This window comes from Aestuariicoccus sp. MJ-SS9 (assembly GCF_032586235.1).
In the GTDB taxonomy this organism is placed as follows: Bacteria; Pseudomonadota; Alphaproteobacteria; order Rhodobacterales; family Rhodobacteraceae; genus Aestuariicoccus.
In genome coordinates this window covers 1-22,591 of the sequence record NZ_JAWHTD010000042.1, presented here as the reverse complement: position 1 = coordinate 22,591, position 22,591 = coordinate 1, and the positions used below count along the sequence as shown (strand labels likewise).

The window sequence follows — 22,591 nt, the reverse complement described above, 5'->3', positions numbered from 1 at the left end:
ACATGCGCTACGAGTTTGAACCCTTCACTCTGGACATGGATCGTGGCTTGCTGCTCAAGTCGGGAGAAGACGTAGCGATCGAGCCGCGGGCGTTAGAGTTGCTGTCGCTCCTAGTGGTGAATCAAGACCGTATGGTCAACAAGGACGAGATCGTCGAAAAGATTTGGGGCGGACGGATCGTGTCCGAAGCTGCCATTTCCACGGTGATCAAGACGACGCGCAAAGTCCTTGGGGATGATGGGGTTACACAAAAGTATATCCGAACGCTCCGTGGTCGCGGTGTTCGTTTTGTGGGAAACGCTCATGCGGCTTTGTCCGCGCAGGCCAGGACTTCCGAAGCCCACATGCCGACTGACGATACGATGGCTGACTCCGGGCGTCCTTCGATTGCCATCCTGCCGTTTCGGATGGTCGGGTACTCCGAAGCCTACAGCGCCATCGCCGATGCCATTCCGGCCGAATTGATTTCCTGCCTGTCACGCTTGCGGTGGCTGACGGTGATTTCACGCGGGTCAACTTTCCGTTTCCGGCACGACGATCCAGACTTGTCGGCCATTCACACAACACTTGGCGCGAACTACTGCCTCACCGGAATGGTCGAGATTTACGGCGCTGTGATCGCGGTGTCGGTGGAATTGTCGGACACGCGCACTCAGGCTGTGATCTGGAGCGAACGGTTCTCGGGAACGGTCAGTGACGTGAATGAGACCAGAAACGATATCGTGACCCACGTGATATCGGCGCTAGAGCTGCATGTGCCTTTGAACGAGGCCAAACGCGCACGCCTTCGTCCGCCCGAAAACCTGGATGCATGGGGCATCTATCACCTTGGCTTGCAGCACATGTACCGCTTCAACAATACCGACAACCAGATTGCTGCGGGGCATTTCGAACGAGCCACACTGCTTGAACCCGGATTTGCGCGGGCCTACGCGGCCCGATCATTCACCAGCTTTCAGACAGCCTTTCTTAAGTACAGTACCGATACGGCAAAAGACGTGCTCAACGCCCGTCTGTTTGCCGAGAAATGTGTTGAGATCGATCCGGTAGACCCTTTTGGAAATTTCACATTGGGCCGGGCACATTGGCTTCGGGGCGACCCGGAGGCGGGGATGCCTTGGATCGACCGATCCGTCGAGCTTAGCCCGAATTTCGCACAGGGTTTCTATGCGCATGGCTGGGCTGACGTCATGGCGGGACGAGGGACCGATGCGCTGGCACAACTCGAAAAAGCAATTGCTCTCAGTCCACTCGATCCGCTCCTATATGCGATGCAATGCGCTCGCGGATTGGCCTATCTCCAACTTGAAGACTACGACAATGCATTGCTTTGGGCAGAAAAAGGGGCCCGCGCGCCGGGCGCCCACTTTTTGATCAGGGCCATAGCCGCGATGATCTGCAAGATCAGGGGTGATGATGAAAAGGCACAATACTGGGCAAAGGCAATGCGAGAGCGACGGCCTGATACCTCGGTGGCAATGTTTTTCAATGCCTTTCCCTTTGAGGATGCTACGATGCGCGCTCTGATGACGTCAGCACTGGTTTCAGTTGGGGTGAAAAACGACTGAAACGTGGTGCAGGATTTTGCCTGACTATTTTTGTCATGCGGCATGCTGGGACCCAAGTTCCGGATTGGGCGTTATTTTGGGGCTGTTATTTTGATTCAGGGTTTGTGTGGTCCTCAAAGTTTGGTTTGCCAAGCGAAGCATGGAAATGCCGAGGCTTAGCTGCCGTTTGCTGGAGGAGCGCTCAAAGTCAGCTTTGGGCCGTTAGCGTCGGTGCGACCGCCTGGGTGGCCAGTTGCGACCGCCGCGCTGCCGCAAGACCGCTTTGAGCCCGGAGCAGTCGCTGATGTTTGGCTCAAGGCAGTCCCGTGGTAGTTTGGAAGAGCGGCTTGGCTTGCGTGCGCTTTCAATCTTTGGGGGACGAGAAGATGCTCAACTTGATTATTGTGGCCATATCCATGGTGTCCTTTGCATTCCCAGCATTGTCGGGGCCGCTGAGCGATGCGGCAAAGGCAGGCGATGCGGCGTTCGTTGCGACGTTGTTGGAGGGCGGCGCAGACCCGAACGAGGCTGATAAATTTGGAACACCGCTGCACTTGGCGGCCATGAATGGACACACCGAAGTTGTTCGCATGCTAGCCGATGGTGGCGCCGATTTAGAGGCAAGCAGCGGTATTCTTGGGAGGCCACTGCACGTTGCAACCAATCGGAACCGAGCGGACGTCATCGCGGCGCTGATCGAATATGGGGCAGAGGTTGATGCGCTGGACAAAGATAACCGTACACCACTGCACATTGCGGCAAAGAATGGTAATGAGCAGTCTGCCAAACTGCTGATAGATGCGGGTGCCGACGTAAATTTTATTCGTGTCGGCCAAGGTAGTAATGCCTATAAACTCGGAGAACAAACGCCCCTACATGTCGCTATTCACGATAAGCACCTGGAAGTAGCATCACTGTTAAAAGATGCCGGCGCGACGCCGATACCGATCGTTTTCGCTGAAAACGTTTTGGCCAGTGCGGACATCGGCAGAGGACGTGAACTGGCAAGAGTGTACTGCAAAACTTGTCACGCCATCGAGGCTGGAGACCCTCCGCCTGCCGCGCGCGACCACGGCCCGCCACTAATTGGCATATATGGTCAAGAAGTAGCTCGGGATACGGCCTTTGAGTATTCGCAAGCACTTAGGGACTTTGGCGGCGAATGGACTGATGACCGCCTCTACTCCTTCGTATATCGTCCGATGCTCACTGTCCCTGGCACCTTGATGGGCCACCAATTGGTTCGGAAGCCCAAGGAGATCGCAGACATCACATTTTTCTTAAAGTCGTTGGCCTACTAGTGGGGCTATTCGCCTGATAGTCTCATTAGCGACGGGTTTGTCCGCACAGCGGACCTGGGCCAGCCTCGCGATGCTGCACCGTGCCACGAACGGCAGCTTCGGGGAAGCCGCACCGCAGCGCAGTTCAATACGATGAATGGCCGGTAAGGGCCGAAAGCGCCAGTTGGACTGATTGGCGTGAAGGTCTGGAAAGTCCGCAACTCGGACGCAGGCTGGTTTGAGGCGAGGGTCCGGTTCGCCGCTCAACCGGCCATAGAACTGCCAAAGCAGACGTTGCTCTGTCGAAATCTTGCCAGTGTCCGGTTTGGAGGCCCAAAGACTGCTCACGGACGAACTGGAAGTGCATGAGCGCGTGGCTGGATATCTCTTCGCTCGGTTTAGAACCGCTCGACCCAAGGACGTACGGCCACTTCATGCGTCCAGGCGCTTCGGTCCTGCTCGATAAGATGGCGATAGGTGCGGGCTATGGCCTCGGGGCGGAGCATCGAGCCGGGGGCGTCTGCGGGCTCTGCCCGCCCCGGATTAAGGATTGCGCCGTCGATATTGATCCAGGCTACGTGAATGCCCTGGGGGTGCAGCTCGCGGGCCATGCTTTCGGCAAGGCCACGCTGGGCGAACTTGCCCATGGCGAAAGGTGCCGATTGCGGGAAGCCCTTCACCCCGGCCGAGGCGCCGGTGAAAAGGATGGTTCCTCGTGTGCCGTCGATGGGCTCGGCGGCCAGCATCCGCTTCGCTGCGTGCTTGGCGGTCAGAAATGCACCGATGGCCGTCACTTCGACCGCTCTGCGCACATCGTCCGCGGACAGCTCGGCGATGGGCCCGCGCACCCGTGCCGAGGGGTTGTAGATCACGACCCGTGGCGGGGCGGGCAGGGCGGCGAAGAGGTTGGCCACCACGTCCTCGTCGGTGGCGTCCAGAAGCACCGTCTCCGCGCCGGTTTCCACTGCGACGGCGGCCATCTTGTCGCCGCTGCGCGCGGCCAGGGTCAGCGCATGATCCGCAGCAAGGTTGCGCGCCAGCGCGGCGGAGAGTCCATCACCGACGCCGATGATCACGGCATGGGGTTTCTGCATGGCAATTTCTCCCTGCTTTGCAAAGCTGATGCTTGACCTCTGAAGGCGTCTGTCATAGGCCTAACGCGCTGAGCGGGCGTTGTGTAGTGGTAAGACCTCAGCCTTCCAAGGAAGTGGTTTGAGTGTCACCCGGTTGCGCTGGGTTGCTATGAGTTTCATTTCATTTGATAATCAATCTCACCGGGTCACACCGACTTGCATCGAGTATCATGCCGTTTCCGACAAAAAGCCGACAGTTATGCCCAAGCTCACAGAGACCTTCGCCCGCAAGGTTCCGCAGACAAAATCCGGCACCGACAAGCACTGGGACAGCGAGGTTAAGGGCCTCGTGCTCTTCGTCGGCAAGCGCTCGAAGACCTGGTACTTTCAGAAGGATGTGGGCGGTCAGACCAAGCGTGTCCTGATCGGACGGTTCCCGGTCATCTCTGCGAACGCTGCGCGGCAGACGGCCCTCGGCTTCGCGCTGGAATGGGGCAGGGGAGCCGGCAAGAAGATCCAGATCGGGGCGCCAACCCTTGAGGCCGCGATGGAAGCCTACCTGGTCCGCCCTAAGCTGCGCAGCCAGAGCTACAAGGACGGTGTTCGATCCTCACTCTATTTGCACCTGAAAGATTGGCTCAGACTGCCGATCGACGAGATCACCAAGTCGATGGTCGTGCGTCGGCACCAGGAACTGGGAGCCCATCCGGTTGGGGCCAATCGCGTCCTCCGGATGTTTCGGTCGATCTGGAACCATGCCCGGCGAACCTACGACCTGCCAGAGAGCCCGACGATGGCGATCGAGTGGTACGAGGAAAAGCCAAACGGAACGATCATAGAAGATCTGCGCGAATGGCGGGACGAGGTCGATGGCTTGTACAACCCGATCCACCGGGTGTTCTACGAGATGGCCCTGTTCACGGGCTTCCGGAAAACCGAGTTGCTGACCCTCGAATGGAAGAACGTGCATGAGGACTACATCCACCTGCCCATGACCAAGAACGGGCGCAGCTTCGATCTTCCGATCGTGCAATGTCATCATGAGATCCTGGCACCTCTGCGCGGGCTGAGCCGCAAATGGGTGTTCCCGTCGCCGAAGGCGCCGAGCGGGCATCTGACCGGACCACAGCGGTTCAAGTGGAGCCCGCACGCACATCGAAGGACCTTCGCGACGGTGGCGATGGAGGCCGGCGTTCTCGAAGAGATCGTCGGGCGGTTGTTGAACCACACGCCGCTCTCGATCACTGGACAAAGGTACATGAAACCTTCTCTCGATGTGCTCAGGCCGGCGATGGAGACGGTTTGTAATCAATTGCAGAAGAGGATCGGTCGGTGAAATCGGAACATTCCTGGCGCTTGGTCAGCCTTCGGAGCGGGCGGAACGGGGTCCCCAAGCGCAACGAGAACTTCAAGGCAACGGAAGAAGAGGCGATCGAACTGATCTCGCAAGGCAATGCCTGGCCGGTCGAAAAGACTGAGAAGCCACCGAAGCATTTGTTGTCTATGCTGCAAGAGCAAGTGTCGAAGATCGACTTGCTGGGCCCGGCAACCAACGATCCCAGTTTCCAGGCTGCGGTAGCGGAAGAGCTATTTCCGAGTGGCCTACGCCAAGATTTTTCCGACGGCAGGGCTGTCAACTGGCAAAATGGGAAAGCAGGCCTTCGGAAACTCGTCGGGAGCCGTTTGAGCGAGCGCCATGTGGCCGATTTCGACCTCTTCGCTTTGTTCAGGTTCGTCACGATCGAAATGCCAAGCAGATGGAGATTCCCAAGCGACGCCTGTTATTCTCAGCTCTATTGCCAAGAGTATGCCAGGGATATCCCGGGAGATCCGGGGGATTTCTCTGTGGAATTGCATACATCGCTGGATTGGTCGGGAGATGAGGCATTTGCCCATGATGTGCTTTGTCTGCAAGGAAACCTTGAAGAGCTCCTGTCTCAGGCGCTTGCGGACGGAAGAATAATCGCCGCCGAGACCGCGCGCGCTGGTGAGCGATTTGTCCCGGCGAACATTGCGGGCAAAATCACTATCCGAGACTTCAGCGACGAGCACAGTTTTGCCTTGTCGTCAGACTTGCCGGAAGGCTTGGCAAGACGGGATGTCCCGTTGCATTTCAGGCGAAAACAGGCATCGCGGACCATCGAGGCGATCTTCAAACATTACGAGGGTAGCGGTCGCCGCTGCACTGCGAGCAACCTCCAAACCTTGGTGCGCGAACGTTACAAATTGACGCCAAACGCTGCGAAAGACGCTTGGGCGGGCGCAAATGTGCCGAAGGAAGGTTTCGAAAATATGCCCAAAGAACAGAAAGTTAGCATCGACGAACTTCGGCAGCTGAATATTATCGAGAGGGAAAACGGAGACCCTCCAGATATTATTTCGAGCTGACCACTGCGATGTTCAGTGCAGTTCAGACGAAACTGGAGGCACTGAGATGGTCAAGATCATCAGCGAGCGACTGCTGACCCGCGAAGAGGTCGCCCAAAGCTACGGGATTTCGAAAAGGTACCTTGAGGCCTGCACTTACAAGGGCAGGGGGCCGCGCGTCGTGCGGCTGGGGCGGATGGTTCGCTACCGCCCGTCCGACATCGATGCTTGGATCGAAGCGAACACTTGCGCGGGGGACGACTGATGGCCGTTTCCAAGGAGCCCTGTGTGGGGATGGCGGGCTTGGCGAATTCGGCTGGATTGATGAAACGCGGCGGCTCTCGTTCCGCTTCCAAAACGCCGAGCAATTACCCTCATCCGGAAAATCACGCCGACCTGAAGAGCCAGATGCAGAAAGAACTGCTGACGGCCACCCATGCGCGGCGGCGGCACGACTTCGAGGGAGGATTTGCTTGTGACTAAACCCCTTAAATCCATTGCCGAGACTGAAATTGAGGAAGTCGAACTGGAAGTGGACTTCTCTGAGCAGGATGCGCTCGAAATGAAGGAGCATCCCATCTTGATTAGGCCGTTGGGCCACAAGGACGGGAAATATCATTTCATCGCTCCCAGCGGAGAACATCGCAGTATGAGTGCGGAACAACTGGAGGCTGGCAGAGGTGTCCGGGCGATCTTCGTGGGCCAGCGCCGCGAAATCATCGATGCGTGCCTGGCGGAATTCCCGAGCGGAAAAATTGACTGGTGTCCCAAAAGGGCCGGGCTCTGGATCATTGAAAAATGCAATCAGAGGGGAGTGATCGATCCATCCAGTCTTGATCTGCGGGCTTCCGGCGTCTGGCGTGACGAAAACGGCGGCGCCATCATGCATTGCGGCGAACAAGTCATCTTTGCGGACGGAAGAAACGCGTCGTTGATGGAGTTCAAATCGAAACAGGTGATGATTGCCGGACAATCCATCTCAGCGCCAGATTTCGAGCCCCTCCCATTTGATGCGATGAAGGTGCTTTTGAACAAACTCGAAAAGCTCTGGGGATGGTCCAGGTCTTGCGACGCGTGCATCTGGCTTGGGTTTATCGCGCTTGCTTCTTTGGGTGGGTACCCGACTTGGCGACCTCATCTGTACGTGTCCGGCAGTCGCGGTTCGGGCAAATCCACTTTGCTTAATGCCGCTGCTTGTCTTCTGGGCGACTTGGCGGGCGAACCGATCAACGACGCAACTGAGGCAGGCCTGCGTCAGTCGAGGAATAACCACGCGCGGCCGCTTCTTATCGACGAGTTTGAACCCGACAGTAGTGATCGCGGCGCTGCCCGGCAGGATAATATCCTCGGATTGCTCAGACGAATGTCCGGTGGCGCCGGGGGCAAGATCTCTCGGGGTAGCGCAGATCACAAGGCGGTCTCGTTCAGGATCGTTGGGAGCGCCTACCTGACGTCGATCAATCATGTTCATTTCGAACCTCAGGACCGGTCGCGTTTTGCCGTCATCGCACTGAAACCCTTGCCGGCACCAGATGCCCCCTCGATGGCGGCGGAAGACGTCGAAGCTTTCCTCGCCGATTGCTGCAACCTGTCAAGCCGCTTTCGCGGCCGCATGCTCAGACAGAGCCCCAGGTGGGACCGGACTTTTGCATCGATCAAGGCACGCGCTCAATCGAAAGGCGCTGATGTCAGACAGGCTGAAACGGCTGCGGCCATCCTTTGCGGGCTCGACCTCGCTCTGCACAACGGCGAGATTGACAGCCTCCGCCTTGAAGATCTCGACGAACCGCTTGATGCCTTGCTCGGCGACGCATCCGAGGCCCAACAGGATTGTGAAGGCCAGGACGCGTTGGATCATCTCCTCAGCGAGATTGTACCGCTCGACCGCGGTGAAAACAGAAGCATCCGGGAAATGTTGGAGCGCGTGATCGACGGGAACAGCACGCCGGACAGCGATCATTTCGCGGCGGCTCTAAGACGGCATGGGGTTTACGTCAGCCTTTCGAAGCGCCTGGTTTCGGTCCGTGTCGGGAAAGACAATCAGACGGCAAAACTCTTTGCCAGGACCAAGTAGAAAAACGGCGCGCACAAGTCCGCACTGATGAAGCTCGATGGAGCCATATACCCTCCGAATCCAGTACGCGTCACAAAGTATGAACAACATCGGGTTATCCAGTTGCCTTTTGAGCTCCTCGGTTTCGACAGCGGCTCGTGACTGACAAGAGTGTCCCAGCGGAACTATTGGCTGTACCAGACAATATGCTGAAATCACTGGGTGAATCCAGCTTGTGACAGCGGTTACAGAAAAGAGCCCGAGCAGTTATCCCACATCTCGGAGCCCTTTGCCCACTTTGTTCTATCTGTTTTGATGGTAAGTTTGTAACAGTGAGGAAAAACATAATTGGTTCAAAGAGTTGCCCGGTACAAACCCATTGTTTCAGTTGCGTCACGCTGTAACGGCAACGGGCCCCAGGCTCATTTCGCGGCGTCATCAGTAATCGGTGCGCTCGCCAATGGGAGGGGTGGGGCAAAAGTCCAGGAGGGCCGCCGACCCAAACCGGCAGCTCCCTCACGCAGAGATTTTTTTCTGAGGGAAAGAAATTTCGGAGCGGCCGTTACCTCCGACTGCCCCAGTAGCCGCCCCTGGCGTCGCACAGGGCCTTTCTGGCCTAGGGGCATGGGGATCGAGAAATCTGGGTTGGGCCCCTGAGCAGCTTTGTCAGGCGCGTGAGAGCTGGTTTTTGGCCCGAGGGTCCTTGGTTGCGCTCCGGTCCGATTTTTTTCCCTGCTAGGCGGTATGTTTCGTCTGAGCGACAAGACTGCCGCCAACGACCGCAAAAGCAAGCTGTGCCCGTGTTGCGGCCTAGATTGACCTCAGCGGATCAGCGGCCTCCTGGCTATGCGTCTGCATTCCATATCCAATTCGTCCAGTCCGGCGTCCCGTTGCAACCGGACCGGCAGCTGCTCCGGGGTATCCCGCACCCGCAGGGCGGACTTGAGCGTGGCAAGAGCGGTCCTTGCATGGGCTTTGATTCCCGGGATTTCTCGTTTTTCCGGTGCGTCGAAAACTTCGGACGCCCGCTCGTTCATCGGCATCATGGTCGCCTCCCTGGTTTGTCCTGCAGAAAGTCTGCGTCGATCCATCCATTCCGCTCAAACGCCGTTTCTTGACACCGATTGTTCCAAAAAGTCACAAAGAGAGATGCGACGCCTCCTGCCCCCTCTGAACGCTCTCCGCGCCTTTGAGGCGGCGGGTCGGTTGGGGAGTTTCACCAAGGCGGCGGAAGAGCTGAATGTGTCCCATTCCGCAATCTCTCGGCACGTTCGGGGTTTGGAAGACCGTCTCAACGTCCATCTCTTTCAAGCGCGGAACACCGGCGTTGCCTTGACTGACCAAGGCCGCGCGTACCTTGCCGAGATCACGCCGGCGTTCGACCTGATTTCCCAGGCGACCGAGGCTCTCTCGGTTCCGCCCGCTGGCACCGTCACGCTCACGACGGAAAATACCGTCGCCCAGAAGTGGCTGATCCCACGGCTTGCAGGTTTCCGGGCGCGGCACCCTGATATCGATCTGAAGCTTTCCGTGACGTCGAAGGTCATGGATATCGAAGCCCATGATTTCGACATGGGCTTGCGGTACCTGCGCAGCGAACCGGCCGAGGGATATCACCTGATTTTTCGATCCTGCGTTCGGGCCTACGCGGCGCCTGGTTTCGTCCCGATAGCGGGCGGCAAGGTCGATCTTCGGGAGCTGGCAAGGGGCCCCCTGATCGAAGACGCGACGTTTCGCCTCTGGCCCGAGTGGTTTCAGAAGGCCGGCCTAAAGGATGTGCCGGACCTGAACCTGCCGCATCCGCTCAGCGCAATTCTGGCGATACAGTCTGCGGTGGCCGGTCTCGGAGCGGTGCTGATGGACAAGAACCTGTGCGAACCGGAACGCCTGTCGGGTGCGTTGGTCGAAATCGCCGACGTCGAGATTCCCTTCGGCGGGTATTTTCTCGCCATCAACTCCCGCGCTTGGCGCCGGAAGGCGGTTCGTGCAGTCTGCGAGTGGCTGCTGGATGAATGCGCGCTCGCAGACGGCGAAACATCGGTTTGATGAAGGGCGCCTGCTGGTGGCGCGACGGACGCCGACATCAATCTGTTGCGCAGCAATGGAAAAAATGGGCTCCACTGGGGCATTTGAGCTAAAGGTTCAGATGGCCAGCCTGAGCCTGTTTGCAGTCCTAGGCGGCCTTCGTTCTGCGGTTTTTGGGCTGGAAACCTGCTGAGAGCCGTCTAACCGTTCTCGGCCGGCGGCACATCTACATGTTCCATAATGGGATGAGGCGCGTGCACTCGCTGACGAGCTCTACCGCGAAAGGACCACACCGCTTCATTGCGGCCCTGAACATCTACCTCGGCCGAGAGAACGGCGCGAAGGAGGCATATGAAAAGCTTCTTGCCGCCTATCCTTAGATAACCGTGCAAAAACTGCGCGACTCTGTGCCTCCATCCGCCGTTGAAAATCGGACAGAGTTCTATGACGCGATGCGACAGGCAGGCATTCCTGAGGCATAGGTCTGGATTGCCCGCGCTCCAGTCGTAGCCTCAATGTCGTCGAACGTTTGGAGCCAGTTAAAGCTGTCGTTCGAGCGTGTCTCTGCTGTTCCGTGGGCTCTGACGGCTGCTTACCGCCGTCCAGCGGTCATCTGATCATTTTGCTCAGATGTCTTGGAAGAGCCCAATACCGTCATTGCGCAACGGCGCAGCATCAGTCGCGAAGGGCGGACAGTGGACATTGGCTGCGGATGCGCGAGCCCCAAACGTCTCACCAAAGCCGCCGTTCTTTTAAGGGCAGAGGCCGGTTCTGCTGCAATCGGTCTGGTGTCCGGTTTGAACAATTATTTGCGGAGCCATAGCGCACCATCATTGCAAAGGCATGCCCGAGGCCTCCATCGCCACCAGCCAGCGATCTAGTGCGCCGGGGGCCGTCCAAATTCGCGTCTCTATGTCTCTTACCCGCGAAACCGTCCAGTCGGGGTTTTCTGCAAGATACGCTGCCATGGCCCTCGCTGCTTCGTCTTCATCGCCATTGCAATAGTGAATTGCGGCGAGCAGCTTGTTGGCTGCAATCGGCATCGAAGGCGCCGCCTTGAAGGCATTCAGAGCTGCCGAGCAGTCTCCATCCTGCCACAAGGCCCAGGCCTTGTTCCAATACAGGTCAAAGTGTTTGAGCGGATCGATGCGCTCCATCTGCGCAAGGACTTCCAGGGCTTCATCTGTCTTGCCCAAGTATATCAGGGCAACGGCCAGCCCATTACCGACGATGGTGGATGAGGGGTTCAATTCGATCCCACGCAGGAAGGCATGCGTCGCGTCTTCAACCTCGCCGTTGAACATCAACGCCCGCCCCAGGGCGTGGTATGCCAGGAAGTTGTTGGGATCGAGTTGAACGCCACGGCGGGCAAGCTCGTGCATCCGTTCGCGGAGTGCAGCTTCGTCGCCTTCGATCCAGCCGTATTGCAGTCCGATCCGCAGAGAGATGGCCTGGCCCAGAAATCCCCATGCGGATTCCGGATAGTCGCGCATGGATTTTTCCTGTTCCTCAATATTGATCAACAGATTTTCGCGGGTGAAGCTCCGCATGATGCGGCTTTGGGCTGCGTTTGAGATCATCAACGCACTTACGTCACCGGCGGTCATACTGGCCCCGGCGGTATCGATCACAGTTGTGCCGACCGCCTTGGCAATCATGCGACTGATGTCGTTGTTTGCTTTGAGCATTGCCTCTAGCGGCACATCGATCTCGTCCGCCCAGATATGGGTCTCTGTCGCGCTATCGATCAACTGCGTAGTGATCGTCAAACGCTCGCCATTAAACTGCTGGCTGCCTTCGAGGATGAAATCGGCCCCGAGCGCCTCGGCAATTTCGGATACCCCTTGAGGCGACTCTCGAAACTGAAAGCTGGAGCGACGCGAGATGACGGCCATCTGCGGAAACCGTGCAAGCGCGGTGATGATGTTTTCGCTGATGGCGTCGCTGAGGTAACCTTTATGCGGCTCATTGGAGAAGTCTTCGAAGGGCAGAACCGCGACCACCGGTGCATCGGTTGCGTCGTCCGGGCGCGTCAAAAAGTAGGCGCCGATCACAGCAACAAACACCAAGGCGGCCGCCACGGGCAAAGAACCCAGCCAGTACCGAAAGGCTGCTGGGGCGGCGTCAGGTTCAGGCATGACAAGCCTGTAGCCCTCTCGCGGGACGGTTTCGACGATGCGTTTTTCGGCATCGCCCAAGGCGCGCCGGATCTCTGCAATGCATTGTGCCACGCTGTCGGCGGCAACCGCCCGTCCTGACCAAACGTCATTGATCAGCGCTTGGCGCGTTACCGTCTGGCCGGGATTTTTTGCCAATGAAACAAGAACTTCTCGGGACTGGTGCCGCAACTCAATTTCCTTGCCCTCAGAATCGTAGACGCGCCCGGTTGATCGGTCAGCAACCGCAGCCCCAAGTCGGATTTCAGAAGATTTCAAGTTATTTCGTTTGGCAAACCACAAACACTGGCCCTCCAATCCTACTGTCATCAAAGGCCGTCCATTCGATTTTTCCGACGGCGGGCCTGCGGCAACGAGAAGCGGATAATTCCGCTGCACAGATGGAGGATACTTGATGGAACGCACGACGGGAATAGCGGGCCTCGCGCAGTCGGAAAAAGCACGGCAAGGGATGCTTCCGTGTGTTCTCGCGATCTCGCTTGCGTTGGCGATTACAGGCCCCGCTCATGCCCAGACTTTCGATCTGAACGCCCCACGTGAAGGCGTTCCTGTTCGAGATGCCGATGGAAGTGAGCGTTTCCAGCTTCTCCCCGGCGAGTGCAGCGATCTGGAGTATTTTTCTACCGAGCTGCAGGCAAACACGTCCGACTGCGGTCGCGGACGCAACAGGATTGAGTATTTCGAAACGACGACGGCGATTGCCGGAGATAGGCGCCTGTATGAATGGGAGATCCTCATCCCGGAAGACTTCAGCTACAATGCAAGCGGCGCCCGGTTGACCGCCGGACAATTCGAGACCGGTACGGATATGCTGTATGGTTTCGAGTTGAATAACGAGGGTCTCACCTTCCGGACACGTGAATGCATCTCTGCTGACGAGTTCGGTGAGTGGCACAGGGTCTCCGTGCGTATCCAGTACGATTCCACGCCTCGCCGATCCCTCAAAGACCGAACGCCTGGGGTATTTGTGATCGAATGCGATGACGAGGTCCTGACCGACACGTCGGGCCGTCCCAATATGGCCGAAGGGGGCGAGGTTCAATTCCGATACGGTCTGTTCGGCGCCATGAATATCCCAGCCACCGACAACGTAACTGTCTCATATCGGAACGTTCGCATTTCGGAGTGGTAGGCAACATCATTCAGGACTGACCAAGGGAATTCGGTATCTGCGAACTGAATAGCTCTCGTTGTTCCAATCGCTGCCGCTGCTGTCTGCTACCGTCCCGTGAACATATGGCGGCGGCAAGCAAGGCGTGAAAACCGTATCTGCGGCATGTTCTGGGCTTTATCGGCATCAAGGATGTCACCTTCGTCGATGCCGGCCGCCACATGGCCGACACGGACGCCATGCCACGCGCCGAAGCCGAGATCGACCGGCTCGCGTTGCCGATTGGTGAATCGCCCCGAGTTTGTCGGAGACCATCAACTTAAGTAAGGATGATGGTTATGACAAAAAGCAAAATGGCAAATCGCTACTCGCCCGAGGTCCGCGCACGTGCGGTTCGAATGGTGTTCGAGCATCAAGGCTCATACGAGACACAGGCAGGCGCGATCGCGGCCATTGCACCCAAGATCGGCTGTATTCCCCAGACCTTGAGCGGATGGGTCAAGCAGGCTGAGAAAGACAGTGGCATGCGCAATGGTGTGACGACGGAAGAACGTGATCGCATCAAGGCTCTGGAACGGGAGAACCGTGAGCTACGCCAGGCGAATGAAATTCTTCGTAAAGCATCAGCGTATTTTGCTCAGGCGGAACTCGACCGCCCACTGAAGCGATGATCGCCTTCATTGAAGATCAGCGCGTTGTCTACGGCGTCGAGTCGATCTGCAGGGTCCTGCCGATCGCGCCATCGACATATTACCACCGCCTGGCGTGCCTCGCTGATCCGTCCAAAGGCATTGTCAACTTGAGCCAAGGTGGTATCGTGACATTGGCTCGGATCGGTTGTTTGTCGGCGTTCTGCGGAGGTATTCGCTTAACGAACAGGTGATTTGTGGCCCTTTCGAACGAAGCCGTGCCGAAAAGGATGGCCTTCAACGGTTAACTTGACAGTACCCCCGCGACGCCTTCTATGCTGAGACTTCAACGCATTCTTGAACGCATCTCGCACGGGATCGAGGTGGTGTCCGGCCTCATCATGGGGCTGGTGACACTGCTTGTCGTCGCCTCGGCCGTGGGGAGATACCTGTTTGCTTGGCCCCTCCCGGACGCCTTCGACATGTCGCGCCTGCTGCTGGGCGCGGCGATCATGTGGGGCTTTGCCAGCGTCGGCTACCGCGGCTCTCACATCAAAGTCGACCTCCTGGCCGAGCGTCTGCCCAGCGGACCGCGCCGCTGGATCGATACCTTCGCCTGGAGCCTGCTTTTGATCTTCACCGCAATTCTGGCCTGGAAGATGTTCGGCCGGGTGTCCAGCGCGGCAGGCAGCGGTGAATCTACCATGGACCTGCGCCTGCCCGCCTGGCCGATGATGGGCCTCATCTGGCTGGGCGTCGTGGTCAGCCTACCGGCGATTGTCGCACGGTTGCTCCTGATCGTGACCGGGCGCGGATCGCTGGACCACTTCGAAAGTATCGACGTGAAGGACGACGCATGAGCGGAGACGTTGTAGCCATCAGTGGATTCGCCGCGCTTTTCGCGATGATGATGCTGCGCGTGCCGGTGGGCATCGCGATGGGGCTGGTGGGCGTGGCGGGCTTTGCTGGCATCACCGGTTGGAAGCCTGCCCTGAACCTGCTGGCGCAGTCGCCGATCCGCACCGTGACCGATTTCAATCTGACGCTGATCCCGTTCTTCGTGCTGATGGGCGTGCTGGCCACCAATTCCGGCATGTCCCGCGAACTGTTCCGCACAGGCCGCCACTGGTTCGGCTTCATGAAGGGCGGGATGGCCATGTCGACCATCGGCGCGTGCGCGGGCTTTGCGGCGATCTGCGGGTCGTCGGTCGCAACGGCGGCCACCATGACCAAGATCGCGCTGCCCGAGATGAAGAAGGCAGGCTATCCCGATGATGTCTCGACCGGTGTCATCGCCGCCGGCGGCACCCTGGGTATCCTGATCCCGCCCTCGGTCGTGCTGGCGGTCTATGGCTATATCACCGAGCAGGATGTGGGGGTGCTGTTCATCGCCGGAATCGTCCCCGGTCTGCTGGCGATCCTGATGTACATGGGTGCCGTCCGCCTTGCCTATGGCAGCCGTCTGCCGGCCGGCGAGAAATTCCACCTCGGCGAAGCAGTCCGGTCGTTTGCGGGTGTCTGGGCGGTGATGCTGCTCTTCGTGCTTATTATCGGGTCGATCTATTTCGGCGTGACAACGGCGACCGAGGCGGCCGCGGTCGGGTCGTTCCTTACGGCTGTCATCGGCTTCGTTCGGGGGCGGCTGACGGCACGCCTGCTGCTTTCCAGCCTGATCGAGGCGCTGCGCACCTCGGTCGCGATCTACACGATCCTGATCGGCGCGATCCTGTTCGGCTATTTCCTCGCCGTCACGCAAAGTCCGCAGAAGATCACTGCGTGGCTAGTCGCGCTGGACCTGGGGGCCTATGGCACATTGGCGCTGATCCTGGCGTTCTTCGTCATCATGGGCTGTATCCTCGACGCGATGGCGATGATCATCCTGCTGGTGCCTATCGTTTTTCCCATCGTTACGCAGCTGGGCTTCGATCCGATCTGGTTCGGGGTCATCATCGTGATGACGGTGGAACTGGGCCTGATCACGCCGCCCGTGGGGATGAACGTGTTCGTCATCAACTCCATCGCACGAAGTATTCCGCTGACTACGGTCTTCCGCGGGGTTCTGCCTTTCGTCGCCGCCGATATCGTCCGGCTGTTCCTGCTTGTGGCGGTGCCGTCGCTGGTACTCTGGCTGCCGCAGACCATGCGATGAGACGGCACTGTCACGGCAACTCAGGTTGGCCGCCAGCACCTTCCGAATGCGTCCTCAGGCCGCCACGATCTCACGCCAGTCGTCCGAGGCCCTGGCGCGAAAGATTTTAGGTGTGCGGCGAGAAATCAGATGGCGTTGGACGTTGAAGTGGTTTGAGATGGCGGTGTGCAAGGACAGGAAGCGCTGAGCCGATCCGGGCGACTTGAACCCAATTTGCAGCCGCTCTCGGCGTCGAGTGGGCTGATGTGAAACCTCTGCCCGGTTGTTCGACCGCCCGCCAGTCACTTGCCGATCGGCCAGATCCAACTCGCGCAAGGCGGCACCGTAGGACCGAAGCCGATCCGTCACGATCTCATCAGGCACATAGCCTTGCCGCTTCAGCAATTTTCGCAACTAGTTCGCGGCCGCTTTCCGGTCCCGCTTCGATTGGACCAGGATGTCGAGAACCTCGCCCTCGTCGCCGACAGCACGCCAGAGATAGACGATCTTGCCACCGATCTTGAGCAAGACTTCATCCAGGTGCCATCGATCGGAGGGCCGAGGTCGGCGACAGCGGATCTGCTGAGCGTAGATGCGGCCAAACTTCAGCGTCCGTCGCCGAACGGTCTCGTAGGACACATCGATGCCCCGTTCGGCAAGCATGTCCTCGACATCGCAATAGCTCAGTGCAAACCGGAAGTAGAGCCAGACGGCATGCTGGATGATCGCCGGCGGGAACCGGTGGCGGGCTTAGGAGAATTGGCGCATGCAGGGCCATATACTCAAACTTGCTAGATCACCAACCGGTTAACGTGACAGCGCCCTTGGTGAGACCGGTTCAAATCAGTCTGACACCACCCGCTCTGCCGCACTTCGCGTCCGGCTCTCACCTTCCCAAGACCCACCGAGGCAAAAAAAACGTTAGTAAAACCGTTTCAGCTGGCCGTAACATCATCGGGAGACCGGCCAAATGGGAAATGCCGGATTATGCAATTTGGAGGAGAGCATGCCCGTCAAGACCATGCTTGCAGGCGCGACCGCACTCGCGCTGATATCGGGTGCTTCGGCGGCGCAGGAGTTCAATCTGCGCCTTGCGCATTGGGTGCCGCCGACGCACCCGATCCAGCCGCTGGGGATCGAGCCATGGATCGAATCCATAGGGGAAGCGTCAGGCGGGCGGATCGACGTGACGATCTTCCCGGCCCAGCAACTCGGAGCCGCACCCGACCACTATGACATGACGCGGGACGGGATCGCCGATATCGGTTACGTCAACCCTGGCTACCAGGCGGGGCGGTTCCCGATCTACTCGCTGATAGAGATCCCGTTCCACGCCAACAACGCCGTCGGTGGAGCGCAGGCGCTGCACGAATGGTATGCGGCCATCGCAGAGACCGAGATGGCCGATGTCAAGTTCTGCATCGCCAACCCGCACGACCCGGGCACCTTTCATTCCAAGGTGCCGATCAAGGTACCGGCAGATGTGGACGGTCTGAACGTGCGCCCGGCCCATGCCACCATGGCACGCTTCGTCTCTTCGCTTGGCGGTGGACCGGTGCAGGTGCCGGCACCCGAGGCACGCGAGGTAATCGCAAACGGCATGGTCGACGCGATCACCTTCCCGTGGAACTCGATCTACATCTCCGGGATCGACAGCGAGACTAGATACCATCTCGACATGCCGTTCTACATCTCGGCGCAGCTTCTGCTGATCAACAAGGCGACCTATGAAGGGATGCCCGCCGATCTGAAGACGGTGATCGACGACCATTGCACACCGGAATGGTCCAAGCGCTTTTCCACCGGATTGGCCGAGAACGAGGCTTCGGGCCGGCAAAAGATGATCGATGACCCCGAGCACATCCTCTATTTGCCGACCGAGGAAGAGGTGCAGGCGTGGCGAGATGCCGCCGCGCCGCTGGTGAACCAGTGGAAGGAAGACGCGGCCGCGGCCGGTGTCGATCCCGAGGCGGTCTACCAGAGCTACATCGACGCGCTCGAACGGCACGACAGCCGATTCTGACACAATTTGCGTTCGGAGAGAACGTTCTGAAGCGTCTTGGTGACGATCTGACGCTGAAAAGAATGCTTCAGGGCATGCGCAACGAAACCCGGGATCGCGATAATTTCTTCATCCATTTATATGAAATCAGAGACACTCTCGGCGGCCTTGTTGCACAAATCGGGTGAGGGATTCACTGCGTGAATCCAGCATGATAGCTGGATGGCATGAGCAGTTGGGCCCCTACGAAGTACAAGACCACGAACTGGTCGGCTTACAATGAAAGTTTGAAGCGGCGCGGATCGCTGACGATCTGGTTTGATCCAGAAATGACATGGCGAGCCCCACCGACCGGCAAACGCGGCCGACAGCCGAGCTTCAGCGACGCGGCGATCCAGACGTGTCTGACGATGAAGGTGCTGTTTGGCCTGCCGTTGCGGCAAACGACGGGGTTCGTGCAAAGCCTGCTGAAGCTTGTCGGCTTGGATTGGGTGGTGCCGGACTTCAGTACCCTGTGTCGCCGTCAACGAACGCTGAATGTAGCGATCCCGTACCGTGGCGGTGCGGGTCCGCTGAACCTGCTGATCGACAACACAGGTACCCGTCACAGTGGCCGTAGGATAAGTCCGTCCGGGGAAAGGGGAACTCCGCTCAGAACCTGATTTATGCAACAAGGCCCCAGGCCACGCGCAGGGCCGCCCGGTCCATCTGGCCGAGCTCTTCCCAACGCGCGACGATGTCCGCATTGTCCGTCATCAGGCGGCGTCCGCCGGTTGGCCCGTGATGCGGTAGCTCAGGGGTTTGCCCTCGCCCGGGTTCTCGGCGGAGATCTCGAACCCCGCCTTACGCAGGCCGGTCAGCGCCGCCCGCGTTGTATGGGACTGCCAGCCCAGCTTGTCGCTGATCGTCGCAACATCCGCACCGGCCTTCCGGGTCAGCAATTGGATCAGCTGCGCTTTCTTTGTCTTCGTTTTGGTCTGCGTTGTCATTCTGTCTTCTCCATTTTGTTCAGGCAGGTCGAAAGTGATCCTGCCACTGAGCAAAGCCCGGAGCCCCGGGCGGAGAAGGCGGCGCGCGGCGCCAGGTGCGTCGCGACACCCACACTACCGCTCTCTTTGCGCACCAAGTCCAGTGGAATAATAGCCGCTTAACGGGGAAAAGCAGTCATCCGACAAAAAGAATCGGGAGCTTCGGCACTGCCCGCGGTACAAGACGAAATATTCTGCTGACCGAAGCTCCGAGCGACCTGAGCGTTCGAATCCCGCCCGCTCCCGCCCGCCGATTTAGAGCCCTTCGACAAGGATCAGGTCGGTGTCCGAGATTTTCTCACGAACGGTTCGAGCCTCGCTATAGGCGTCGGACTCATAGAAGGCTCTGGCGGCATCGATGCTTTCAAACTCGATCACGATAACCAAACCCTGAGCGCCACCCTCGCGGTGATCTGGCGAGGGGTTCCGGACCAAAACTTTACCGTTGTGCGCTTTGATCGCAGCCCCGGAAAGCCGTTTGAACTCCTCAAATGCCTCTCTGTCGTGCACCCGAATATGAGCGACGAGATACCCTTTCGGCATGTTGCTTCCTCCCAGCGCTATCTGGTTCTTTGCGTTGGATCAGGCGAACCCAGCCTTGGTGGGAAATCCAAGTTTCTTCAGGGTCATGACCACCGGACACATGCCGGTAAAGGACGCTTGGATCAGATGCGCGCCCATGATGCCCGTGAGCCAGAGCCAGTTCGGGCTGTGGAATGCAGCAAGCAGGGCGCTTCCCAGAACAATGATGCCCACGATCAGAAGGATCGAACGTTCAACGGTCATAATCATTTCCCCCGTGTTGTATGTGGGCATGATGCACGAAGCGTCCGAATTCGCCAAGATTTTTGGGATTACGCGAGGCGTGGCGGGCGCTCGCAGGAGCGCCCGGCGTGAAACGTCATACAGCATTATCTAGGCATAAAGCCGTTTTCGGAGATTTCGTTAGGTCAACGCAACGCGGCGTGCCACACTCACCGCTTGCAGCGCCAATTTGGATCGCTGTGTTTCAGGGAGGGGACTATGGCTTATAGCACTGTGTCGCATTGGGATTGCACTGATTGGACCGACGAAATGGAAAATTTGGCTCGCGATAAGTTCGTGCCAATGATCATGTCAGTTGGAGCCACAAGGGTTCAGATGATTAGAACAGGTGATCTGACTTTCTGTGTCGTGACGGAATATTCGGACGCGGCAAAGGCGGAAGCAGCGCAATCACGGATCGCTGAGATCCGCGCTCAAGCCACTGAAGAACTGCCGATGACGATGTCCAGTTCGCAAGCAGGCGAAGTGTTCGCTCACGGCTAATGATCTCCAAACGACTGAATGTTCCGCACCCGCTCGCCCGTGGGTTCCATCCGCTTGAGATAGAACCGCTCTAGCTGTTCGACCGAAGTGCCCGCATTCTCTGCCAACCAGTAAATGTTGACCTTGCCCTCTGACTTCCGCAGGCGCGTCTGTAGCGCGTAGTGGCGCAACGAGTAGGGCGACCGCGCGTTGCCGTCCTTGTCCGTCTTCAACTTCGCCTCGTCGAGGAAGTGGTTGAAGATGCGACGGTAGGTGTTCACAGCAGTCGTCCGGTTGTCATACTGGGGCATAAACACATAGTCGGTGTCCGCTGAGCCCGCGTGAATCTCGCGCTGCTTCTCGAATATATCGACCGCCGCTTCCAGCGATGCCGAGGTGCGATATCCGGTCTTGCCCGTCAGCGTCATCAGAAGGTGCTTCGGATCGTCCTTCGTCTCAATGTCGCAGAACCGGATGCCGAAGAGTTCGGTCTCGGTCGGGCGCAGGAAGGAGTGAACGGCGAAGACGATCAGGTTGTAGTGCTCGCGCGTGACCTCGACGCCCCGAACCTTGTCACCACGGTCGGCACACTTGCGCGCTGTTTCCAGCAGTTTCCGATACTCGGCATCGCGGAACGACACCCGTGGTTTGTCGACCGTGCGCTGCTTCGGCATAGGCGGGATGATATCGACCACGCCGTCTTCTAGTGCCAGCATCAGCACTTTGCGGATCATCATACACTGCTTTGCCTTCGTGGACGGTGCCAGGGGCTTGTCCCCGCGCTTGTCCAGAAAGACCAGATAGTCGCGCACCATACCCAAGGTGATCTTACCCACATCGTATTTGCCGAAGTAGGAGACCACCCCGTCAGTCTCGCGATAGAGGATCTTATACTCGTCGGAGAAGGCATACTTGTTGCGCGCGCCCTTCTTCTGAACGCGGGTCATTTCGGACAGCAGATGCGCGTAATGCTCGAAGGAGCGGGACTTCTCGGCAGCGTGCGAAGTGTTCTGCTTCGACTGGTTTTGTCAGAAGGATTCCGGTTGAGACGTGCAGGGCGGCCTCGTAGCGTCGGAACATGACCAAACCTGACCCGTTCAAGGGCTTTCACAGCAGCCCAGAAATCATCCGCCTGGCGGTGATGCTGTATGTCCGATTTCCGCTCTCGCTCCGGAATGTCGAGGACCTGCTGCACGAGCGCGGCGTCGACATCAGCCACGAGACAGTCCGGTATTGGTGGCATCGTTTCGGTCCGATTTTTGCAGCGGAAATCCGGAAGCGGCGCACCGAAGGAATGAAATCGAGCCGCTGGCGTTGGCATCTCGACGAGATTTTCGTGAAGATCAACGGAGAGCGGCACTACCTCTGGCGGGCTGTGGACCATGAAGGCGAGGTGCTCGAAAGTTTCGTGACCAAGACGCGAGACAGTGTCGCCAGTCAGAGCATTTGTTCGGTGAGGCCTTGTCCCCGCATGCCTTCCGAACCATTGCCGCGACCTTCCTTGCCGAGACATCGCCAGAGGACGCGCTGCGGGGCAGAGCGCTGCTTGGGCACCGCTCACCGGCCACCACGGAGAACTTCTACATCAAGGCCAATCAGCTGAAGGCGTCGCAGAACGTTGCGGCGGCGTTGCGGAGCATCAGGAACGGATCCGAGGATCGGAAGGGAACACTGGACATCAGAGGCGAAAACTGAGGCACTGCGCGAAGCAGATTGTGTGCAGAGCCCGGGCGCATATCTCTTCCTATGAAGGTCCGCTCTTCGCAGTGAACCGGTCATCCGACGAAAAGACTCAGATGTCTGTCTTGAGCCCAAGGCAGACTCAAGGACTACGCTTATTGCCCCAATTTAGCCATGCTGCATCCTCCGGCGACAAGAGCGAGG

General features: G+C 58.4%; 20 protein-coding genes, 4 pseudogenes and 1 other annotated feature. Of the genes and pseudogenes, 16 read left to right on the top strand and 8 right to left on the bottom strand.

Annotated elements, in window-relative coordinates; all coding sequences use genetic code 11:
• Positions 1-2: 2 nt before the first annotated feature.
• Both RXV88_RS19425 and RXV88_RS19420 read left to right on the top strand, forming a co-directional pair.
• Entirely contained in the window at positions 3-1,568 is a 1,566-nt protein-coding gene (locus tag RXV88_RS19425; protein ID WP_316295155.1) for a winged helix-turn-helix domain-containing protein, read from the top strand.
• 365 nt (positions 1,569-1,933) lie between these two features.
• The gene (locus RXV88_RS19420) at positions 1,934-2,848 is read left to right on the top strand and encodes an ankyrin repeat domain-containing protein (protein WP_316295154.1); all 915 of its coding nucleotides are present in this window, start codon (positions 1,934-1,936) and stop codon (positions 2,846-2,848) included.
• Between the two features lie 377 nt (positions 2,849-3,225).
• Here the strand turns inward: RXV88_RS19420 and RXV88_RS19415 are convergent, their stop codons facing one another.
• Positions 3,226-3,921 carry an SDR family NAD(P)-dependent oxidoreductase gene (locus tag RXV88_RS19415; protein ID WP_316295153.1) on the bottom strand — a complete coding sequence of 232 codons (696 nt, stop codon included), beginning with the start codon at positions 3,919-3,921 and terminating at the stop codon, positions 3,226-3,228.
• A 238-nt stretch (positions 3,922-4,159) separates the two neighbouring features.
• Between RXV88_RS19415 and RXV88_RS19410 the strand changes: the two genes are divergently transcribed.
• From RXV88_RS19410 to RXV88_RS19390, 5 genes are read left to right on the top strand one after another with little or no spacing between them, the layout of a single operon-like run.
• The gene (locus tag RXV88_RS19410; protein ID WP_316295152.1) at positions 4,160-5,236 is read left to right on the top strand and encodes an integrase family protein; all 1,077 of its coding nucleotides are present in this window, start codon (positions 4,160-4,162) and stop codon (positions 5,234-5,236) included.
• Positions 5,233-6,288, top strand: coding sequence for a hypothetical protein (locus tag RXV88_RS19405; RefSeq protein WP_316295151.1), 1,056 nt, complete (start codon positions 5,233-5,235; stop codon positions 6,286-6,288). Before RXV88_RS19410 ends, RXV88_RS19405 begins: the two co-directional genes overlap by 4 nt.
• A 46-nt stretch (positions 6,289-6,334) precedes the next feature.
• The gene (locus RXV88_RS19400; RefSeq protein WP_316295150.1) at positions 6,335-6,532 is read left to right on the top strand and encodes a helix-turn-helix domain-containing protein; all 198 of its coding nucleotides are present in this window, start codon (positions 6,335-6,337) and stop codon (positions 6,530-6,532) included.
• Positions 6,532-6,750 carry a hypothetical protein gene (locus RXV88_RS19395; RefSeq protein WP_316295149.1) on the top strand — a complete coding sequence of 73 codons (219 nt, stop codon included), beginning with the start codon at positions 6,532-6,534 and terminating at the stop codon, positions 6,748-6,750. The genes RXV88_RS19400 and RXV88_RS19395 overlap by 1 nt, the downstream gene beginning before the upstream one ends.
• A complete protein-coding gene (locus RXV88_RS19390; RefSeq protein WP_316295148.1) occupies positions 6,743-8,341 on the top strand; it encodes a hypothetical protein in 1,599 nt (532 codons plus the stop codon). The genes RXV88_RS19395 and RXV88_RS19390 overlap by 8 nt, the downstream gene beginning before the upstream one ends.
• Before the next feature lie 800 nt (positions 8,342-9,141).
• Here RXV88_RS19390 and RXV88_RS19385 read toward each other — a convergent pair.
• Positions 9,142-9,366 (bottom strand): hypothetical protein, encoded by a 225-nt coding sequence (locus RXV88_RS19385; protein ID WP_316295147.1) that lies wholly within the window; start codon positions 9,364-9,366, stop codon positions 9,142-9,144.
• A 103-nt stretch (positions 9,367-9,469) separates the two neighbouring features.
• Between RXV88_RS19385 and RXV88_RS19380 the strand changes: the two genes are divergently transcribed.
• Positions 9,470-10,366: a LysR substrate-binding domain-containing protein gene (locus RXV88_RS19380; RefSeq protein WP_316295146.1), complete on the top strand. Its 897-nt coding sequence runs from the start codon at positions 9,470-9,472 to the stop codon at positions 10,364-10,366.
• 809 nt (positions 10,367-11,175) lie between these two features.
• On the opposite strand, the gene RXV88_RS19375 is transcribed toward RXV88_RS19380, so the two are convergent.
• A complete protein-coding gene (locus RXV88_RS19375) occupies positions 11,176-12,927 on the bottom strand; it encodes a winged helix-turn-helix domain-containing protein (RefSeq protein WP_316295145.1) in 1,752 nt (583 codons plus the stop codon).
• Here RXV88_RS19375 and RXV88_RS19370 point away from each other — a divergent pair.
• The 4 genes and pseudogenes from RXV88_RS19370 (at position 12,917) to RXV88_RS19355 (ending at position 16,411) form a co-directional block, all read left to right on the top strand.
• Positions 12,917-13,654 carry a hypothetical protein gene (locus RXV88_RS19370; protein ID WP_316295144.1) on the top strand — a complete coding sequence of 246 codons (738 nt, stop codon included), beginning with the start codon at positions 12,917-12,919 and terminating at the stop codon, positions 13,652-13,654. The genes RXV88_RS19375 and RXV88_RS19370 overlap by 11 nt on opposite strands.
• Before the next feature lie 317 nt (positions 13,655-13,971).
• A pseudogene (locus tag RXV88_RS19365) lies at positions 13,972-14,420 on the top strand (transposase); the annotation flags it as partial.
• Positions 14,259-14,375 (top strand) — a sequence feature (AL1L pseudoknot). (Overlaps the previous pseudogene by 117 nt.)
• 177 nt (positions 14,421-14,597) lie before the next feature.
• The gene (locus RXV88_RS19360) at positions 14,598-15,122 is read left to right on the top strand and encodes a TRAP transporter small permease (protein WP_316295143.1); all 525 of its coding nucleotides are present in this window, start codon (positions 14,598-14,600) and stop codon (positions 15,120-15,122) included.
• Complete coding sequence (locus tag RXV88_RS19355; protein ID WP_316295142.1) at positions 15,119-16,411, top strand: TRAP transporter large permease; 1,293 nt, start codon at positions 15,119-15,121, stop codon at positions 16,409-16,411. The genes RXV88_RS19360 and RXV88_RS19355 overlap by 4 nt, the downstream gene beginning before the upstream one ends.
• 54 nt (positions 16,412-16,465) lie before the next feature.
• Here RXV88_RS19355 and RXV88_RS19350 read toward each other — a convergent pair.
• A pseudogene (locus RXV88_RS19350) lies at positions 16,466-17,137 on the bottom strand (IS6 family transposase); the annotation flags it as partial.
• Between the two features lie 259 nt (positions 17,138-17,396).
• On the opposite strand from RXV88_RS19350, the gene RXV88_RS19345 reads away from it, so the two are divergent.
• Together RXV88_RS19345 and RXV88_RS19340 are read left to right on the top strand one after the other, a co-directional pair.
• A complete protein-coding gene (locus tag RXV88_RS19345; RefSeq protein ID WP_316295141.1) occupies positions 17,397-18,413 on the top strand; it encodes a TRAP transporter substrate-binding protein in 1,017 nt (338 codons plus the stop codon).
• 206 nt (positions 18,414-18,619) lie between these two features.
• Positions 18,620-19,006: pseudogene (locus RXV88_RS19340) on the top strand (IS5 family transposase); the annotation flags it as partial.
• A gap of 141 nt (positions 19,007-19,147) precedes the next feature.
• On the opposite strand, the gene RXV88_RS19335 reads toward RXV88_RS19340, so the two are convergent.
• From RXV88_RS19335 to RXV88_RS19325, 3 genes are all read right to left on the bottom strand, one after another.
• A complete protein-coding gene (locus RXV88_RS19335) occupies positions 19,148-19,381 on the bottom strand; it encodes a DUF3489 domain-containing protein (RefSeq protein WP_316295140.1) in 234 nt (77 codons plus the stop codon).
• A 294-nt stretch (positions 19,382-19,675) separates the two neighbouring features.
• Positions 19,676-19,963: a DUF1330 domain-containing protein gene (locus RXV88_RS19330; protein WP_316295139.1), complete on the bottom strand. Its 288-nt coding sequence runs from the start codon at positions 19,961-19,963 to the stop codon at positions 19,676-19,678.
• Between the two features lie 39 nt (positions 19,964-20,002).
• The gene (locus RXV88_RS19325) at positions 20,003-20,206 is read right to left on the bottom strand and encodes a DUF2892 domain-containing protein (RefSeq protein WP_316295138.1); all 204 of its coding nucleotides are present in this window, start codon (positions 20,204-20,206) and stop codon (positions 20,003-20,005) included.
• 237 nt (positions 20,207-20,443) lie between these two features.
• Here RXV88_RS19325 and RXV88_RS19320 point away from each other — a divergent pair, with 237 nt between their 5' ends.
• Positions 20,444-20,728: a hypothetical protein gene (locus RXV88_RS19320; protein WP_316295137.1), complete on the top strand. Its 285-nt coding sequence runs from the start codon at positions 20,444-20,446 to the stop codon at positions 20,726-20,728.
• Here RXV88_RS19320 and RXV88_RS19315 read toward each other — a convergent pair.
• Positions 20,725-21,654, bottom strand: coding sequence for an integrase (locus RXV88_RS19315; RefSeq protein ID WP_316295136.1), 930 nt, complete (start codon positions 21,652-21,654; stop codon positions 20,725-20,727). The genes RXV88_RS19320 and RXV88_RS19315 overlap by 4 nt on opposite strands.
• 131 nt (positions 21,655-21,785) lie before the next feature.
• Here RXV88_RS19315 and RXV88_RS19310 point away from each other — a divergent pair.
• A pseudogene (locus tag RXV88_RS19310) lies at positions 21,786-22,145 on the top strand (IS6 family transposase); the annotation flags it as partial.
• Between the last annotated feature and the right edge of the window lie 446 nt (positions 22,146-22,591).

Bases quoted from the DNA above. Each gene is read 5' to 3' on its own strand.
- RXV88_RS19425 (WP_316295155.1), top strand. From the start codon at position 3: ATGCGCTACGAGTTTGAACCCTTCACTCTGGACATGGATCGTGGCTTG.
- RXV88_RS19420 (WP_316295154.1), top strand. From the start codon at position 1,934: ATGCTCAACTTGATTATTGTGGCCATATCCATGGTGTCCTTTGCATTC.
- RXV88_RS19415 (WP_316295153.1), bottom strand. From the start codon at position 3,921: ATGCAGAAACCCCATGCCGTGATCATCGGCGTCGGTGATGGACTCTCC.
- RXV88_RS19410 (WP_316295152.1), top strand. From the start codon at position 4,160: ATGCCCAAGCTCACAGAGACCTTCGCCCGCAAGGTTCCGCAGACAAAA.
- RXV88_RS19400 (WP_316295150.1), top strand. From the start codon at position 6,335: ATGGTCAAGATCATCAGCGAGCGACTGCTGACCCGCGAAGAGGTCGCC.
- RXV88_RS19395 (WP_316295149.1), top strand. From the start codon at position 6,532: ATGGCCGTTTCCAAGGAGCCCTGTGTGGGGATGGCGGGCTTGGCGAAT.
- RXV88_RS19385 (WP_316295147.1), bottom strand. From the start codon at position 9,366: ATGATGCCGATGAACGAGCGGGCGTCCGAAGTTTTCGACGCACCGGAA.
- RXV88_RS19380 (WP_316295146.1), top strand. From the start codon at position 9,470: ATGCGACGCCTCCTGCCCCCTCTGAACGCTCTCCGCGCCTTTGAGGCG.
- RXV88_RS19370 (WP_316295144.1), top strand. From the start codon at position 12,917: ATGGAACGCACGACGGGAATAGCGGGCCTCGCGCAGTCGGAAAAAGCA.
- RXV88_RS19360 (WP_316295143.1), top strand. From the start codon at position 14,598: ATGCTGAGACTTCAACGCATTCTTGAACGCATCTCGCACGGGATCGAG.
- RXV88_RS19355 (WP_316295142.1), top strand. From the start codon at position 15,119: ATGAGCGGAGACGTTGTAGCCATCAGTGGATTCGCCGCGCTTTTCGCG.
- RXV88_RS19345 (WP_316295141.1), top strand. From the start codon at position 17,397: ATGCCCGTCAAGACCATGCTTGCAGGCGCGACCGCACTCGCGCTGATA.
- RXV88_RS19335 (WP_316295140.1), bottom strand. From the start codon at position 19,381: ATGACAACGCAGACCAAAACGAAGACAAAGAAAGCGCAGCTGATCCAA.
- RXV88_RS19330 (WP_316295139.1), bottom strand. From the start codon at position 19,963: ATGCCGAAAGGGTATCTCGTCGCTCATATTCGGGTGCACGACAGAGAG.
- RXV88_RS19325 (WP_316295138.1), bottom strand. From the start codon at position 20,206: ATGACCGTTGAACGTTCGATCCTTCTGATCGTGGGCATCATTGTTCTG.
- RXV88_RS19320 (WP_316295137.1), top strand. From the start codon at position 20,444: ATGGCTTATAGCACTGTGTCGCATTGGGATTGCACTGATTGGACCGAC.
- RXV88_RS19315 (WP_316295136.1), bottom strand. From the start codon at position 21,654: ATGACCCGCGTTCAGAAGAAGGGCGCGCGCAACAAGTATGCCTTCTCC.